The sequence below is a fragment of the Pseudomonas viridiflava genome (assembly GCF_900184295.1).
GTDB classification, from domain to species: domain Bacteria; phylum Pseudomonadota; class Gammaproteobacteria; order Pseudomonadales; family Pseudomonadaceae; genus Aquipseudomonas; species Aquipseudomonas viridiflava.
The window spans coordinates 5,730,264-5,745,170 of record NZ_LT855380.1 but is presented as its reverse complement, the minus strand read 5'-3'; the positions used below and the strand labels follow the sequence as shown (position 1 = coordinate 5,745,170).

At 59.4% G+C, this 14,907-nt stretch carries 15 protein-coding genes; 7 read left to right on the top strand and 8 right to left on the bottom strand.

Annotated elements, in window-relative coordinates; all coding sequences use genetic code 11:
* Window position 1 precedes the first annotated feature (1 nt).
* The 4 genes from CFBP1590_RS25770 to gpmI all read right to left on the bottom strand — a co-directional run bounded on the left by CFBP1590_RS25770 (window position 2) and on the right by gpmI (window position 5,149).
* Window positions 2–784, bottom strand: a complete 783-nt coding sequence (locus CFBP1590_RS25770) for a divergent polysaccharide deacetylase family protein (protein WP_088236200.1) — start codon at window positions 782–784, stop codon at window positions 2–4.
* 3 nt (window positions 785–787) lie between these two features.
* Window positions 788–2,119 carry a S41 family peptidase gene (locus tag CFBP1590_RS25765; RefSeq protein WP_025993337.1) on the bottom strand — a complete coding sequence of 444 codons (1,332 nt, stop codon included), beginning with the start codon at window positions 2,117–2,119 and terminating at the stop codon, window positions 788–790.
* 33 nt (window positions 2,120–2,152) lie between these two features.
* Entirely contained in the window at window positions 2,153–3,463 is a 1,311-nt protein-coding gene (locus CFBP1590_RS25760; protein WP_004883095.1) for a murein hydrolase activator EnvC family protein, read from the bottom strand.
* 153 nt (window positions 3,464–3,616) lie between these two features.
* A complete protein-coding gene (gene gpmI / locus CFBP1590_RS25755) occupies window positions 3,617–5,149 on the bottom strand; it encodes a 2,3-bisphosphoglycerate-independent phosphoglycerate mutase (RefSeq protein ID WP_025993335.1) in 1,533 nt (510 codons plus the stop codon).
* A gap of 145 nt (window positions 5,150–5,294) precedes the next feature.
* Here gpmI and CFBP1590_RS25750 point away from each other — a divergent pair, with 145 nt between their 5' ends.
* The 3 genes from CFBP1590_RS25750 to secB are packed head-to-tail and all read left to right on the top strand — an operon-like array spanning window position 5,295 to window position 6,492.
* The gene (locus tag CFBP1590_RS25750; RefSeq protein WP_004883098.1) at window positions 5,295–5,708 is read left to right on the top strand and encodes a rhodanese-like domain-containing protein; all 414 of its coding nucleotides are present in this window, start codon (window positions 5,295–5,297) and stop codon (window positions 5,706–5,708) included.
* A gap of 2 nt (window positions 5,709–5,710) precedes the next feature.
* Window positions 5,711–5,962 (top strand): glutaredoxin 3, encoded by a 252-nt coding sequence (grxC, locus tag CFBP1590_RS25745; protein WP_029243875.1) that lies wholly within the window; start codon window positions 5,711–5,713, stop codon window positions 5,960–5,962.
* 38 nt (window positions 5,963–6,000) lie between these two features.
* Complete coding sequence (gene secB, locus CFBP1590_RS25740) at window positions 6,001–6,492, top strand: protein-export chaperone SecB (RefSeq protein ID WP_004883102.1); 492 nt, start codon at window positions 6,001–6,003, stop codon at window positions 6,490–6,492.
* A gap of 323 nt (window positions 6,493–6,815) precedes the next feature.
* On the opposite strand, the gene CFBP1590_RS25735 is transcribed toward secB, so the two are convergent.
* Window positions 6,816–7,271, bottom strand: a complete 456-nt coding sequence (locus CFBP1590_RS25735) for a tRNA (cytidine(34)-2'-O)-methyltransferase (protein ID WP_025993333.1) — start codon at window positions 7,269–7,271, stop codon at window positions 6,816–6,818.
* Here CFBP1590_RS25735 and CFBP1590_RS25730 point away from each other — a divergent pair.
* Entirely contained in the window at window positions 7,270–7,710 is a 441-nt protein-coding gene (locus tag CFBP1590_RS25730; RefSeq protein ID WP_088236199.1) for a hypothetical protein, read from the top strand. The genes CFBP1590_RS25735 and CFBP1590_RS25730 overlap by 2 nt on opposite strands.
* A gap of 277 nt (window positions 7,711–7,987) precedes the next feature.
* On the opposite strand, the gene tauC is transcribed toward CFBP1590_RS25730, so the two are convergent.
* Genes tauC through tauA form a run of 3 tightly spaced genes read right to left on the bottom strand, consistent with a single transcriptional unit; the run spans window position 7,988 to window position 10,602 of the window.
* Window positions 7,988–8,818: a taurine ABC transporter permease TauC gene (gene tauC / locus CFBP1590_RS25725; protein ID WP_088236198.1), complete on the bottom strand. Its 831-nt coding sequence runs from the start codon at window positions 8,816–8,818 to the stop codon at window positions 7,988–7,990.
* Entirely contained in the window at window positions 8,815–9,600 is a 786-nt protein-coding gene (tauB, locus tag CFBP1590_RS25720; protein ID WP_088236197.1) for a taurine ABC transporter ATP-binding subunit, read from the bottom strand. Before tauB ends, tauC begins: the two co-directional genes overlap by 4 nt.
* Before the next feature lie 24 nt (window positions 9,601–9,624).
* The gene (gene tauA, locus CFBP1590_RS25715; protein ID WP_088236196.1) at window positions 9,625–10,602 is read right to left on the bottom strand and encodes a taurine ABC transporter substrate-binding protein; all 978 of its coding nucleotides are present in this window, start codon (window positions 10,600–10,602) and stop codon (window positions 9,625–9,627) included.
* A gap of 778 nt (window positions 10,603–11,380) precedes the next feature.
* Here tauA and CFBP1590_RS25710 point away from each other — a divergent pair.
* From CFBP1590_RS25710 to CFBP1590_RS25700, 3 genes are all read left to right on the top strand, one after another.
* Complete coding sequence (locus tag CFBP1590_RS25710) at window positions 11,381–12,733, top strand: OprD family porin (RefSeq protein ID WP_058432361.1); 1,353 nt, start codon at window positions 11,381–11,383, stop codon at window positions 12,731–12,733.
* 169 nt (window positions 12,734–12,902) lie between these two features.
* Window positions 12,903–13,541: a peroxiredoxin gene (locus tag CFBP1590_RS25705; protein WP_025993327.1), complete on the top strand. Its 639-nt coding sequence runs from the start codon at window positions 12,903–12,905 to the stop codon at window positions 13,539–13,541.
* A 398-nt stretch (window positions 13,542–13,939) separates the two neighbouring features.
* Window positions 13,940–14,905, top strand: a complete 966-nt coding sequence (locus CFBP1590_RS25700; protein WP_058432785.1) for a sulfonate ABC transporter substrate-binding protein — start codon at window positions 13,940–13,942, stop codon at window positions 14,903–14,905.
* Window positions 14,906–14,907 lie beyond the last annotated feature (2 nt).

Below are 14,907 nucleotides of genomic sequence, written 5' to 3'. Positions count from 1 at the left end.
CCTAGCGATAGGTCCCGTCTTTGCCATGACCGGCCATGGCCTTGTTGCCACGCTGGCTGATCATCTCGCGCAATTCGATCCACTCGATGCCCTGCGCTTTCAGTTTGGGCAGTTCGCGCTCAAGCACGTCCAGCGTGACAGGGTAGGGATGACCAATCACCACCGCCGAGCCCTGCTTTTGCGCCAGCTTGATCGCCGTCTGTAATTGCCGGGTAATAGCTTCGGCCGTGCGCTCATCGTCAAGAAACACATCGCGGGACACGCTGGCCAGACCGATGCGTTGCGCCTGGGCGGCGGCGACGGTCTTGGCGCTGGTGCGGCTGTCGACGAAGAACATATGCCGACGCTGCAACTCTTCCATCAACCACGCCATGGCAACCGGCTCTGCGGTCATGCGGCTGCCCATGTGGTTGTTGATGCCTGCTGCGTACGGAACCTTGAGCAGTGCGGCGTTCAGGCGGCTTTCAAGTTCCGGCAACGGCAGTTCAGGGTGCCACGCATAAGGCCCGGTCGCCGGGTCCATGGGCATGTGCAGCATCACGGTCTTGCGCGCGCGATGCGCCTGTCTGGCGAATTCGGTGGCGTGGGGTGTGTCGGGCATGATCGCCAGCGTGACCGGGCCGGGAAGGGCGAGCGTACGGCTGTCGCGCTCGGGGTTCTGGCCCAGGTCATCGATGATCAGGCTGAGGTAGGCTTTGGCCGGTTTTGCACTGGTCTCGGCTGGCGCCGCATGAGCAGCGCCAGTGATCGAGAATGCCAACAGCAGAAGGCTGACAATACGCATCCGTCAGTTGCCGCGCGTAATACTCAACCCCTTGAGCAGGCTGAGGGCCTGGCTGAGCTGGAAGTCATCGTCCTGCGGACGCGCCTTGGCCGCCGCGCCGCCCTTGAGAGTCGGTTTGTCCGCGCCGCCGTTGCCGTTACCCAGGTGACCGAGCAGGTCGGCTTCCTTGTAGTTCTCGCCATCGACTTCGTTGGTGACCTTGGCACGACGCACCACGATGTCAGGATTGATGCCCTGTGCCTGAATAGACCGGCCATTTGGCGTGTAATACAGCGCCGTGGTGATCTTAAGTGCGCGATCGTTGTTCAGCGGCAGCACGGTTTGCACCGAGCCTTTGCCGAAACTGTCGGTGCCCATCAGGATGCCGCGTTTCTGGTCCTGCAACGCACCGGCAACAATTTCCGACGCCGAGGCGCTGCCACCGTTGATCAGCACCACCAGAGGCACGCCTTCGCTGGCGTCTGCCGGGTCGGCCGAGAAGCGCAGCTCGGAGTTGGCGATACGGCCCTTGGTGTAGACGATCAGGCCCTTGGTGAGGAAGTGGTCCGCCACCTGCACCGCCGACTGCAACACGCCGCCAGGGTTGTTGCGCAGGTCCAGAATCAGCCCGCTCATCTTCTTGCCGTTGTCCTTGCGCAGCTTGGCCAGCGCCTTGCCCACTTCGTCGCCGGTCTTGACCTGGAACTGGGTGATGCGGATGTAGCCGTAGCCGTTCTCCAGCATCTGCGCCTTGACGCTCTTGACCTGAATGGTCGCGCGCGCCAGCGTCACGTCGAACGGCGTGCCGCCGTCGCGTACCAGTGTCAGGGTGATTTTCTCGCCGATCTTGCCGCGCATCTTGTCGACCGCTTCCTGCATGGTCTGACCCTGCGTCGGCGCGCCGTTGATCTTCACGATCAGGTCGCCGGCTTCGATGCCCGCCTTGGAGGCCGGGGTATCGTCGATAGGCGAGACCACTTTGACCAGGCCGTCTTCCACACCGACTTCGATGCCAAGGCCGCCGAATTCACCGCTGGTGCTTTCCTGCAGCTCCTGGAAGTCTTCCGGGCCGAGGTAGGCGGAGTGCGGGTCAAGGTTGCTGAGCATGCCTTTGATGGCGTTTTCCAGCAGGGTCTTGTCATCCACCGGCTCTACGTAGGCGGCTTTGACCCGATCCATGACCTCGGCAAAGGTGCGCAGCTCTTCGAGCGGCAGCGGCGGCTTGGCGTTGGCATTGGCCGGAGCGACTGCTGCTGTCGGAGCTGGCGTGGTCTTTTCGGCAGCTTGCGCCAGCGGCGCGCCGATAACGATGGCAATCGCCATGGCCAGCGAGGTGAGGCGGGACAAATGCAGCATGTCTAACGAGCTCCTACTGATATTGGCGCCGACTTATCCTTGAGTGCGGCACCATTGGGCTGGATCGCTTGGGCGACCCTGCTGACGAATAGCAAAGTACAACGCTGATGTGTCCTGACCGCCGCTGTTGCCTACGGTGGAAATCGCTTCACCGGCTTTTACGATATCGCCTGCCGACTTGAGCAGGCTCTGATTGTGTCCGTACAGACTCAAATAGCCATTACCATGGTCGAGAATGACCAGAAGCCCGGCGCCGCGCAACCAGTCAGCGAAAACCACTCGCCCTCCGTGCACGGCATGTACCTGACTTCCGGCCGAAGCGCTGATCATGACGCCGTCCCATTTGGTCCGCTCGTCATCACCTCGCGCTTCACCAAAGCGTGCAAGCAATCGACCATCGATGGGCCATGGAAGTTTTCCCTTGGCCTCTGCAAAAGGTCCGCCGTACGAAACACCGGCACTGGAAACCAGCGCGCCGGGGCTTTTGACCGGACGACGCGGAGCGGGTTCATCATCGGTTTTGCCGCTGTTGCGGGCGACGGCCTCGGCTTCACGTTGACGTTTCTCTTCTGCTTCCTTTGCCGCCAACAGGGCCTTCTGGCGTGCTTCTTCAGCTTCGCGGGCCTGTCGGGCCAGCGTCTCTTCGATGGTCTTCAGTACCTTGGCCAGATCGGCCTGGTCCTGCTGACGGGCCTGCAACTTCTGGTCGCGGGCCTTGTAGTCCTGATTGAGTTTAGCCAAAGCCTGCTGACGTTCCTGACGAACCTTGGCCAATTCTTCTGTCTGGCTGTCGAGGTTGCTCTTTTGAACCAGCAACTGCGCCTGCTGCAGGTCGATGTCTTTACCGACATTGGCCAACTGACGCAGGGTTTCATTGAAGTTGCGCAACTGCTCCAGGCGCGCCTGGCTCAGGTAGTCGTAATAGGTAAGGGTGCGGGCGAATTTTTCAGGGTGCTGCTGATTGAGCAACAGCTTGAGGTATTCCTGGCGGCCACTCTGGTAGGCGGCGCGGGCCTGAATGGCGATGAGGCGTTGCTGTTCAACCTTGGCGCTATTCAGTTTTTTTTTCTCACCGTCGAGCTTCGTCAGCTCGGCTTCGGTCTTTTTTAGTTCCTTTTGCAGGACCTCGACCTGCTTTTCCAGCTTGCCCATTTCCGTTTCGGTGGTGCGCAGGTCCTTCTGGACGCCTGTGCGTTCTTCCTGAACCTGTTTCAGGACTTTTTGCAGCTCAGCGACATCCTGACGCGCAGCGTCTATCTGTTTTTGGGTTTGCGCACGCTCGTCTTCGGCGAACGCCGGATTGAGCAGGCAGATCAGAACAAGGGCGATCAAGGCGCGAAGCATGAGGGTGGGCGATACCGAGGAATTGTGAGAAAAAGTGTCAGGCCTAGTATGCCCGGCATGGGGTACAAAAAAAACGCCCCGGTCGTACTGCTTTGGGGCCTGTAACACAAAAAACCGGCACCGCCTGATGGCCTTGTGCCGGTTTTCAGCCGATTACTCGTTCACAAGGATCGAGTGACCCGTCATCTCCTGCGGTTTCTCCATGCCCAGCAGGTGCAGCATGGTTGGCGCGACATCGGCCAGCACACCGCCCTCGCGGACTTTCAGCTGGCGTTTGCCAACGTAGACGAACGGTACGGGCTCGGACGTGTGCGCGGTGTGAGCCTGGCCGGTGTGATCATCGGTCATCTGCTCGACGTTGCCGTGGTCCGCGGTGATCAGTGCTTCGCCACCGACCTTTTCCAGCGCTTCAGTGATGCGGCCGACGCAGACGTCCAGGCACTCAACGGCCTTGATCGCCGCTTCCATGATGCCGCTGTGGCCGACCATGTCGCCGTTGGCGTAGTTGACGACGATCACGTCATAGCGCTGATGCTCGATAGCATCGACGATTTTGTCGGTCACTTCCGGCGCGCTCATTTCCGGCTGCAGGTCGTAGGTGGCCACTTTCGGCGATGGAATCAGGATGCGCTCTTCGCCCGGGAACGGTTCTTCGCGTCCACCGGAAAAGAAGAAGGTCACGTGGGCGTATTTCTCGGTCTCGGCGATGCGCAGTTGCGTCTTGCCGTTGTTGGCCAGGTATTCGCCCAGCACGTTCGTCAGGCTGCCTGCGGCAAACGCAGACGGCGCAGGAATGCTGGCGGCGTACTGAGTCAGCATCACGTAGTTGACCTTCGGCTGGCGGGCGCGCTCGAAGTCCTTGAAATCGTTTTCGACGAACACGCGGGTCAGTTCGCGGGCGCGGTCGGCACGGAAGTTCATGAACACCACGGCGTCGCCGTCTTCGACTTTCGCAGGCTCACCAATGCGCGTGGCTTTGACGAACTCGTCGTTTTCATCACGCGCATAGGCGGCTTCAAGCCCGGCCACGCCGCTGTCAGCGTGAAATTCGGCGGCGCTGTCGACGATCAGGTTGTAAGCGCTGGAGACACGGTCCCAACGGTTATCACGGTCCATGGCGAAATAGCGGCCGATGATCGTGGCGGTACGGCCCTTGCCCAGGCGGGCGAAGGTTTCATCCATCAGCTCAAGGGATTTCTTTGCGCTGCGCGGTGGCGTGTCGCGGCCGTCCAGAAACGCGTGCAGGTAGATCTTCTCGGCCCCGCGCTTGACGGCCAGCTCAGCCATGGCGACCAGATGGTCCTGGTGGCTGTGAACGCCGCCATCGGACAGCAGGCCCATGATGTGCACGGCCTTGCCAGCGGCAACCGCCTTGTCCACGGCGGCGCAGATGGTCGGGTTCTCGAAGAACTCGCCGTCGCGAATGGCCTTGGTCACTCGAGTGAAATCCTGATACACCACGCGCCCGGCACCCAGGTTCATGTGGCCGACTTCAGAATTGCCCATCTGCCCGTCCGGCAGACCGACATCCATGCCGGAACCTGAAATCAGGCCGTTGGGCATGGTCTTGTAGAGGCGATCCATGACTGGCATCTTCGCAGCCAGGATAGCGTTGCCTTCACGGTGTTCGCTGTGTCCGAAGCCGTCCAGGATGATAAGGACCAGAGGTTTTGGGGTGGCAGTCATAGAACCCACTCGAGGCTGGTTGGAATAAAGAACAAGGGATCGGCATTTTAAGGACAAGTTCAAACGGCGTCACTGCCGTACGGACTTTGGCCGACCTTGGGTGCTGTGTATACTGGCCGACATTTTAACGCCCTGGAACCTACCGATGGTTGCTCATCTGCTTGAATTCGCTACTAACCACTATTTGATCACCGGTGCCTTCGTCATTCTGTTGGGACTGCTGATCGCTTACGAACTGAGCAAAGGCGGCGCGAGCCTGAGCACCCGCGAGCTGACCGCACTGGTCAACAGCGACCAGGGCGTGGTCATTGACGTGCGCTCCAAGAAGGATTTCGCCAACGGCCACATCGTCGGCTCCCTGAACTTTCCGCAGGACAAAGTGCTGACCCGCACCGCAGAACTGCAGAAATACAAGGACAAGACGTTGATCATCGTCGACGCAATGGGGCAGCATGCTGGCAGCACCGCCCGCGAGCTGCTCAAGACCGGCTTCAAGGCGGCCAAGCTGTCCGGCGGTATCTCGACCTGGCGCGGCGACAATCTCCCACTGGTGAAATGAAAATGGCTCAAGTCATCGTCTATTCCAGCGACTACTGCCCGTATTGCATACGGGCCAAGCAGTTGTTGCAGAGCAAGAGTGTGGCCTTCGAGGAAATCAGGGTCGATGGCAAGCCGCAGGTTCGTGCCGAGATGACCAAAAAGGCCGGTCGTACTTCGGTACCCCAGATCTGGATCGGCTCGACCCACGTGGGCGGCTGTGATGATCTGTTCGCTCTGGAACGCGCCGGCAAGCTCGATGCGCTGCTCGGCTGATTCCCCTATTTAACCGCCCCATTTGAGAAGGATCCGAAATGACCGATCAACCGAACAACGGCGCCGTGGCCAACGAAGAAGAAAACGCTCCGCAATTCTCCCTGCAGCGTATCTATGTTCGCGACCTGTCTTTCGAAGCACCGAAAAGCCCGGCGATCTTCCGCCAGGAATGGACCCCGACTGTCAGCCTCGACCTCAACACCCGTCAGAAGCCGCTGGAAGGCGATTTCTACGAAGTGGTGCTGACCCTGTCCGTGACCGTCAACAACGGTGACGAAGTCGCCTTCATCGTTGAAGTGCAACAGGCCGGTATCTTCCTGATCAAGGGCCTGGACGACGCTTCGATGAGCCACACCCTGGGCGCGTTCTGCCCGAACATCCTGTTCCCTTACGCTCGCGAAGCCATCGACAACCTGGTTGTCCGCGGTTCGTTCCCTGCGCTGATGCTGGCCCCGGTGAACTTCGACGCGCTGTACGCACAGGAACTGCAACGCATGCAGGAAGCCGGCGAAACGCCGACTGTTCAGTAAGCGTTACGGCTGAATGTAAAAAAGCGCCTTTCGGGGCGCTTTTTTGTGGGGCATATGTCTGTGGACCGACACAGCGCCGTCTTGCCGCAAACCACAGATTGTGGGAGGCGGCTTGCCGGCGATGCGGTTTATGCAGCGCCATATCAGCGACTCAACTGACGCGATCGCCGGCAAGCCGCCTCCCACAGTTCGGTGTTTGCTGCGCGACAGCGCTACGTCGAAGACGTGGTGGCGCCTCCCACAGAAACAGATCATGCCCACGCGGAGCGATGGGCAGGATCAGTGTCGAGGCTTCTCAGGACGCTCCGCGTCCGCCTGAGGCGCTACGCAAACCCATGCTGCCGCCACGCCTCGTAGACCGCTACGGCGACGGTATTGGACAGGTTCAGGCTGCGGCAGCCTTCGCGCATCGGCAGGCGCAGGCGGTGATCGCCGCTCAGCGAGTCGAGAATATCGGCAGGCAGGCCCCGGCTTTCCGGACCGAACAGAAACGCATCGCCCGGCTCGAAACTGACATCATGAAACGGCCGCGAGCCCTTGGTGGTGAAGGCGAACAGCCGTGGGTTGCCGATCTTTTCCAGACAACCGGGCAGGTCGGCGTGCGTCTGCAGCGTGGCATACTCGTGATAGTCGAGACCCGCCCGGCGCAGGCGTTTATCGTCCAGCTCGAAACCCAACGGTTCGATCAAATGCAGGGTGCAGCCACTGTTGGCGCACAGCCTGATCACATTGCCGGTATTCGGCGGAATTTCTGGTTGAAAAAGGATGACGTGAAACATGCACGGCTCCGAACAAAAGGACGGGATGCATTCTACCCCTGAAGCGGACCCCAGACCGAAGCTATGGCCGCGTGTTCTTGGTTCGATGGCCATTGTCGGCTTCACCATCGGCACAATCATCGGTCGCCTGCAGCAACCTGTGCCGGTTGAACTGGAGCAGATTGAAGAGCTGCCGACGGGTCTGGCGCTGTGGTTCGACGAAGAGCCCCGCTATGAGGGCCGCACGGTGGACGGCGCAGTAGTGCTCAGGCTCGATGCTTCGGGACGGCCGTGGAGCGGCCAATTGCGATTCGACAGCAAGGTTGCGCGCTGGAAGCTGGAACGAGGGGAGAAGGGGTTGGTGCTGACGCTCCTGGCGGCCCGTCCACTTCAGGGCGACTGGCGCACTGAGAAGGTGGACGGGCGCTGGAGACTGGAGGTCAGTCTCCGGGAGGAATAAAAGAGGGGATTCCCCGGCCTGCCTGTACCAAGGTCCCCAAAACTGGTGATGTAATACCTATTGCAGGCAGCGTGCCAGTTTTGAGAAAGCAGCGATAAAACCCGTGTTAATCCTTCGAAAGCCCTCGTTTGGCGGGTTCTGAATAATCCGATAATGGTCGCCGAGTCTTTCAGTTGCTCCGGCCATGCAGCCGTCTCCCCTATTTATGCACCCAATTTGCGCATCACAACGGTGCGCCACACCAAGCTGATGCAATTTGTGTCTAGAACCGGCCGAATCAGTGATGCTGCCCGTGCCAAGGCACCAGTCGGCGTTGCAGTGCCCGCAGGCTCAGTTCCATGGCGAAGGCGATGATGGCGATGACCAGAATGCCCAGCACTACGACATCGGTGACCAGAAACTGCGCCGCCGACTGCACCATGAACCCCAGCCCGCTGGTGGCGGCGATGAGTTCGGCGGCCACCAGTGTCGACCAGCCCACGCCGAGCCCGATGCGAATACCGGTCAGGATGTCCGGCAGCGCGCTGGGCAGGATGACGTGCCGAATCAGCTGCCAGCGTGTGGCGCCCAGCGATTGCGCGGCACGCACTCTGGTCGGATCGACCGTGCGTACGCCGGTTGCAGTAGCAATCGCGATGGGTGCGAAGATCGCCAGATAAATCAGCAGCACTTTGGAAAACTCACCGATGCCGAACCAGATCACGATCAGCGGCAGATAGGCCAGCGGCGGGATAGGGCGGTAGAACTCGATCAGCGGATCCAGAATACCTTGCGCGATGCGGTTGTGGCCGATGGCAATCCCCACCGGAATCGCCGTCAGGATCGCTGCGCCCAGACCCAGGCCGATGCGTTGCAGGCTGGCGCCCAGATGCTGCCAGAGCGTGGAATCCATGTAGCCCTTGGTCAGCAGCAGCCAGGCTTTTTCCAGCACCGCTGAGGGCGGCGGCAAGAACAATGGCTCTATCCATTCGGCGGCAGTCACGGCCCACCACAGGGCGAGCAGCACAACGAGGGTCACGACGCTGATGGCGCGGGTGCTCAGGTATAAGCGAGGGCTGTGTGCCCGAGTGCCGGGTTTGACCGGATGGCTCAGTTCATAGCTGCTCATGCGTGCTGCTCCCTGGCGCGTTGCGAGAACACAGTCGCAAGCACGTGCTCGCGGGTATCGATAAAGCGCGGATCGGATTTGATCGCCCGTGCGGACTCTCCAGCGCTGTAACGTTGGCCGAAGTCCAGGCGCAGGTGTTCGGCGATGCGTCCCGGATTGGGCGCGAGCAGGATCAGGTCTGTGGCCAGAAACACCGCTTCTTCTATGTCGTGGGTGATCAGGAAAACAGGCTTGGCCGTGCGTCGCCACACCTGTAGCAACAACTCCTGCATGTTTTCGCGTGTGAAGGCGTCCAGTGCGCCAAACGGCTCGTCCATCAACAGTACTCGCGGGTCCGCAGCCAGCGCGCGTGCCAGACCCACGCGCTGGCGTTGTCCGCCGGACAGTTGCCAGATGCGCCGTCTTTCAAAGCCGCTCAGGTCCACCAGCGCGAGCATGTCCCGCGCCTTCGCTTCCCGGTCGGCCCGACCGATGCCAGCCAGCTCCAGGCCGAAAGCGACGTTGGCCAGCACGTCCTGCCAGGGCAGCAAGGCATCGTCCTGAAACACGACGCCGCGTTCGGCGCCTGGCCCTTCAACGTCTTTGCCGTCCAGCGTGATGCGTCCGGTGGCTGGCTTGATGAAGCCGGCTATCAGGTTCAGCAACGAAGTCTTGCCGCTGCCGGATGGCCCAAGCGCCACCAGCAATTGCTCGGGGCCGAGGCTCAGGTTGATGTCCGTCAGCACGGGCTGCGTTGCGCCGGGATACCGTGCGCCGATGCGCTTCAGCTTCAATAAGGCCATGGCCCTTGGCTCCTTCCGGGTCGGTCAGCGAGGGATAAATTTGTCCGTCACGTAAGGTGAGTAATCAGGCAGCACGGCGTCGACCTTGCCTTGCTCCTTGAGAAAGGCGGCGGTTTTGGTCACAGCTTCGATGGTGGGCGCGCCGAGCAGCGCGGTCTGGTCTGCGGCCAGCGGATAAACGTTGCCTTGCAGCAGGCCCGGGATGTCTGCGGCCTTGGCACCGGAAAGGCGGGTCAGCTTGTCGATGTTGGAGGCGTTGGCGATCCAGGCACCAGGGGCCTGGCGGTAGTTGGCGTAGGCATCGAGCGTCACCTTGGCGAAGGCGCTGACCACTTCAGGGTGCCTGGCAGCGAAGTCTTTCCGCACGATCCAGGCATCGAAGGTCGGCGCCCCGACCTTCGCCAGTTCGCCGGAGGTGATGAGTACCTTGCCGGTTTCCTTGGCGACACCCAATGCAGGGTCCCACACATAGGTGGCGTCAATGTCGCCACGCTTCCATGCCGCAGCGATGGCGGGCGGAGCCAGGTTCAGAATCGTCACCTTGGCAGGATCGATGTTCCAGTGCTTGAGCGCGGCAAGCAGGCTGTAGTGCCCGGTGGACACGAACGGCACAGCGATTTTCTTGCCGATCAGGTCCTGCGGCGAATTGATCCCCGACCCGTTGCGCGCCACCAGCGCTTCTGCGGCGCCGATCCGGGTAGCGATCAGGAACGTCTCCACCGGCAGCTTGCGGGTGGCGGCTGCTGTGAACGGGCTAGAGCCCAGATAGCCGATCTGTACATCGCCGGAAGCAATCGCTGTGATCACGTCAGCGCCATTTTCGAACTTGCGCCAGGCTATTTTAGAGTCAGTGGCTTTTTCATAGGCATTGTCGGACTGGGCCACTTTGGCCGGGTCAACCGTGGTCTGGTAAGCCACCGTAAAGTCAGCCGCCTGGGCGATAAACGCCGCGCCTGTCAGTGATAACGCCGTCAACAGGCGCAAGGAAAAGTGCAGTTTCATGGGTTGCTCCGAGTCAAGCGGGCCGGGGGCTGGCTGATCTGGAGCCTAAATGATCTAAGAATTTCTAAATAAATAACTTTTGAGCATTAGCTTAGAAACGGTTTTTGTCTCTTTTTTGAGAATGCAAAACGGGCAATCCGCACATTCACGTCTATTCTGCATCTGCCAACTGGCTCACATCGCTGGCGCAAGACAGTAAAACGGGCGATTTGTTCACGCATGCGCCCCTGTGGGGAGTGGTTCACGAGGCAAAACCGACCTTTTAATGACCTGAAAAACCATTCTTCAAAAAAAATTTGAGGCGGGGGAGCGTGCTTCTGCGCAGTGATGACAACTGTAACATTTGATCCCTATTCTCTCCGAAGCTCCCGATCTACAAGGGTTTTAGCTGAGATGGCTAAAGGCTTTCTTTAGGTTGGGCGTGACCGGCGGGTCTTGAACTGGCCATTTGGTTGCACGAAACAGAACGATCTGACGAGCGGTAGCAAAATATATTTTGTGAATTAGCGAATTAGGTCGATACACTCCGTGACGTCGTGATTGACACGAGTTGTGACATATGCCGAAAAGTTATTGATTGGGGTTAATTGATTCCTTTCTGTTCTTCAGGGTTTTCACTACCGTCCAGCCACCGACATGCGCGGTCTAGTCATGCAGTCGGGGTGCACAGAAACCATTGACCTCAAGGTCGGGCCTGTCACCTGCGCGAATCCATGGGTCAGGGCAAAAATGCCCGGCACCGTGGAAATAAAAAATTAGATTCACGAGGAGCGTTGCAATGAAGAAGTCCACCCTGGCCCTGGCCGTAACCGTTGGTGTATTGGCGCAACAGGCCGGTGCAGCTGGTTTCATCGAAGACAGTAAAGCGTCCATCAGTTCTCGTACCCTGTATTTCAACAACGACCTGCGTGAAGGCCTTCGTGCTCCGGATCAGCGTGAAACCGCTACCGGTCTGAAGTTCGACTACCTGTCGGGCTACACTCAAGGCACCGTCGGTTTCGGCCTTGATGTACAGGCAGTAATGGGTCTGCACCTGGGTGGCGGCATTCAGCACCACAACGCCAACACGGCCAACACCGTTGTTCCGACCGACACTGACGGTTCTTCTGTCAGCGACTGGAGCCGTGCCGGTGCCAACGCCAAGGTCCGCTTCTCCAAGACCGAGTTGAAAGTGGGTAACGCTCTGGCGCCTAACCTGCCGATCCTGGTCAGCAACGATGGCCGTCTGTTGCCACAAGCCTTCCAGGGCGGCATCGTGACCTCCAAGGATCTGGACAATGTGACCTTCACTGCTGGTCAGTTGAGCAAATCCATTGGCCGTGCTTCGAGCAACTGGACTGACTTGTCCGTAGCCGGTGCTGCCAAGACCAGCGACGAGTTCCGCTTTGCCGGTGCCGACTGGAAAGTCACCAAAGACCTGACCCTGCAGTACTACTACGCCAATCTGGAAGACTTCTACAAGCAGCACTTCCTGGGCCTGGTTCACGTCTACCAGATCAATGACAACCAGTCCTTCAAGACTGACCTGCGCTATTTCAACAGCAGCGCTGATGGCAAGAACAGCAGCAACACCTCTGGCTACAGCTTCAGCAACAACGGTGGCTACGCCAAGACTCCGGGCGAAGTTGATAACCAGACCTGGTCTGCAATGTTCACCTACACCCTGGGCGGCCATGCACTCATGGTTGGTCACCAGCAGGTAGGCGACGACGGCGGCATGGTTTACCTCGGCCAGGGCAACGTTCGTAAAAACAACGGTGTTGGCAGCCTGGAAGGCAACGGCGGCTCCAGCTTCTACCTGTTCACTGACTCGATGATCAACGGCTTCAACCGCGCGGGTGAAAACACCACGTTCGGTCAGTACTCGTTCGACTTCGCCAAGGTTGGTGTCCCAGGCCTGAAAGCTGCGATTGCCTACCTGAGCGGTGATGACATCCGTGACGTGAACCGTGCTCGTGACTCTCACTCCGAGTGGGAACGCGACATGCGTGTTGACTACGTCATCCAGAGCGGTCCACTCAAGGGCTTCGGCACTACTCTGCGTCACGGTACTTTCCGCGGCGACAGTGCAACAACTGCTGACACCGATCAGACCCGTCTGATCTTCAACTACACCTACAACTTCATGTAAGTGTACTGAGTGTCAAAGAAACCCCGCCCCGTGCGGGGTTTCTTTTGCCTGTTTTTTGATATTCGTTATCGATCTAATCAAAGCGATATCCATTCTTTTTAATTTACTTCAGCGACAGGCAGAGTGGTCTTGACTGAAAGACTCAATCGAACAAGACAGGAGCCACACCATGACACTGCGACTTGGCGATATCGCCCCCGACTTCGAACAGGACTCCAGCGAAGGCCGTATACGCTTTCATGAGTGGCTGGGCGACAGCTGGGGTGTGTTGTTTTCCCATCCCGCAGACTTCACGCCGGTCTGCACCACTGAGCTGGGTTTCACGGCCAAATTGAAAGACGAGTTTGCCAGGCGCGGCGTCAAGGCCATTGCGCTGTCGGTGGATCCGGTGGACTCGCACGTCAAATGGATCGACGACATCAACACCACACAGAACACCCAGGTCAATTTCCCGATTCTGGCTGACGCGGACCGCAAGGTGTCCGATCTGTACGACCTGATTCATCCCAATGCCAGCGACACCCTCACCGTGCGCTCGCTGTTCGTGATCGATCCGAACAAGAAGGTGCGCCTGACCATTACGTATCCAGCCAGCACCGGGCGTAATTTCCACGAGATTCTGCGGGTCATCGACTCCCTGCAATTGACCGACAACTACAAGGTCGCCACGCCCGCCAACTGGGTGGATGGTGAGGACGTAGTGATCGTGCCGTCGATCAAGGACGAGGAAGAGATCAGGCAGCGCTTTCCCAAGGGCTACAAGGCCGTCACGCCTTACCTGCGCCTGACGCCTCAGCCGAACCGCTGATTTCCGATTCACCAAGCGTGGGGTCTTCGGGCCGATTTATCGGCCCTTTTTTGTGGGCGTTTTTTGAGCGTCGTCATGTTCGTTGCCGCTGCGCTCACTCGGAAATGTGACGCGGAGCGTCACGGGCTGCATACCCACGCGGAGCATGGGCACGATCAAATGGGTGGCGCCAGATCGTTCCCATGCTCCGCGTGGTAACGCCTCTCAGGACGATCCGCGTCCGGGCTTGAAGCGACACGGTACGTCCAGATTCAGGATGGGTTCAGAGCGACGCTTTGTATATCTCCAGATGGAATAACCAAATGAATAAATGAGATTTATAGATATAAAAAATCACTGTTACTGTCTCCTTCATTCCGGCGGTCCCCGCCACCCAATACCCGGTAAAGGAGCGCGCCATGCGCACTGTCATTTTGCGTCGAGGTCTGGCCGCTCTGTTGGCTGCAGCAGTCACGTTCGGTGCCTTGAGCCAGGCTCAGGCAGAAGACCTGCGTATCGGCTATCAGAAATACGGCACGCTGGTACTCCTCAAGGCCAAGGGCTCGCTGGAAAAGCGGCTGGCCGAGCAGGGCGTCAAAGTGCAGTGGACTGAATTCCCCGGCGGCCCGCAATTGCTGGAGGGCCTGAACGTCGGCTCCATCGACTTCGGTGTCACCGGCGAAACGCCTCCGGTGTTCGCGCAGGCGGCCGGCGCCGACCTGCTCTACGTGGCCTACGAGCCGCCAGCGCCGACCAGCGAGGCGATTCTGGTGCCCAAGGATTCTCCGATCACCTCGGTCAAGGACCTCAAGGGCAAGAAAGTCGTCCTTAACAAAGGCTCCAACGTGCATTACCTGCTGGTCCGCGCGCTGGAAGACGCAGGCCTCAAGTATTCCGATATCCAGACCGTGTTCCTGCCGCCCGCCGACGCCCGTGCCGCCTTCGAACGCGGCAGCGTCGACGCCTGGGTCATCTGGGATCCGTACCAGGCCGCTGCCGAGAAACAATTGCAGGCGCGTACCCTGAGAGACGGTTCCGGCATCGTCGACAACCACCAGTTCTATCTCGCGACCAAACCCTATGCGCAGAAAAACCCCAAGGTGATTCAGGCGCTGATCGAAGAAGTGCGTGCGGTGGGCGAGTGGTCCAAGGCCAATCCCGAGGAAGTGACCAAACAGGTTGCGCCGCTGCTGGGGCTGCCAGCCGATATCACGCTGACCTCGGTCAAGCGTCAGGGCTACGGCGCGCTGTTCATCACGCCGCCCGTGGTCGCGGCCCAGCAGAAGATTGCCGACGCCTTCTTTCAGCTCAAATTGATTCCCAAGCCGCTCAGCATTGCTGATGTGGTCTGGACGCCACCCGCTGCTGTTGCTCAAGCACAGTGATC

Excerpts from the sequence above, each read along its gene's own strand:
- CFBP1590_RS25770 (WP_088236200.1), bottom strand. The coding sequence starts at position 784 with ATGCGTATTGTCAGCCTTCTGCTGTTGGCATTCTCGATCACTGGCGCT.
- CFBP1590_RS25765 (WP_025993337.1), bottom strand. The coding sequence starts at position 2,119 with ATGCTGCATTTGTCCCGCCTCACCTCGCTGGCCATGGCGATTGCCATC.
- CFBP1590_RS25760 (WP_004883095.1), bottom strand. The coding sequence starts at position 3,463 with ATGCTTCGCGCCTTGATCGCCCTTGTTCTGATCTGCCTGCTCAATCCG.
- gpmI (WP_025993335.1), bottom strand. The coding sequence starts at position 5,149 with ATGACTGCCACCCCAAAACCTCTGGTCCTTATCATCCTGGACGGCTTC.
- CFBP1590_RS25750 (WP_004883098.1), top strand. The coding sequence starts at position 5,295 with ATGGTTGCTCATCTGCTTGAATTCGCTACTAACCACTATTTGATCACC.
- grxC (WP_029243875.1), top strand. The coding sequence starts at position 5,711 with ATGGCTCAAGTCATCGTCTATTCCAGCGACTACTGCCCGTATTGCATA.
- secB (WP_004883102.1), top strand. The coding sequence starts at position 6,001 with ATGACCGATCAACCGAACAACGGCGCCGTGGCCAACGAAGAAGAAAAC.
- CFBP1590_RS25730 (WP_088236199.1), top strand. The coding sequence starts at position 7,270 with ATGCACGGCTCCGAACAAAAGGACGGGATGCATTCTACCCCTGAAGCG.
- CFBP1590_RS25735 (WP_025993333.1), bottom strand. The coding sequence starts at position 7,271 with ATGTTTCACGTCATCCTTTTTCAACCAGAAATTCCGCCGAATACCGGC.
- tauC (WP_088236198.1), bottom strand. The coding sequence starts at position 8,818 with ATGAGCAGCTATGAACTGAGCCATCCGGTCAAACCCGGCACTCGGGCA.
- tauB (WP_088236197.1), bottom strand. The coding sequence starts at position 9,600 with ATGGCCTTATTGAAGCTGAAGCGCATCGGCGCACGGTATCCCGGCGCA.
- tauA (WP_088236196.1), bottom strand. The coding sequence starts at position 10,602 with ATGAAACTGCACTTTTCCTTGCGCCTGTTGACGGCGTTATCACTGACA.
- CFBP1590_RS25710 (WP_058432361.1), top strand. The coding sequence starts at position 11,381 with ATGAAGAAGTCCACCCTGGCCCTGGCCGTAACCGTTGGTGTATTGGCG.
- CFBP1590_RS25705 (WP_025993327.1), top strand. The coding sequence starts at position 12,903 with ATGACACTGCGACTTGGCGATATCGCCCCCGACTTCGAACAGGACTCC.
- CFBP1590_RS25700 (WP_058432785.1), top strand. The coding sequence starts at position 13,940 with ATGCGCACTGTCATTTTGCGTCGAGGTCTGGCCGCTCTGTTGGCTGCA.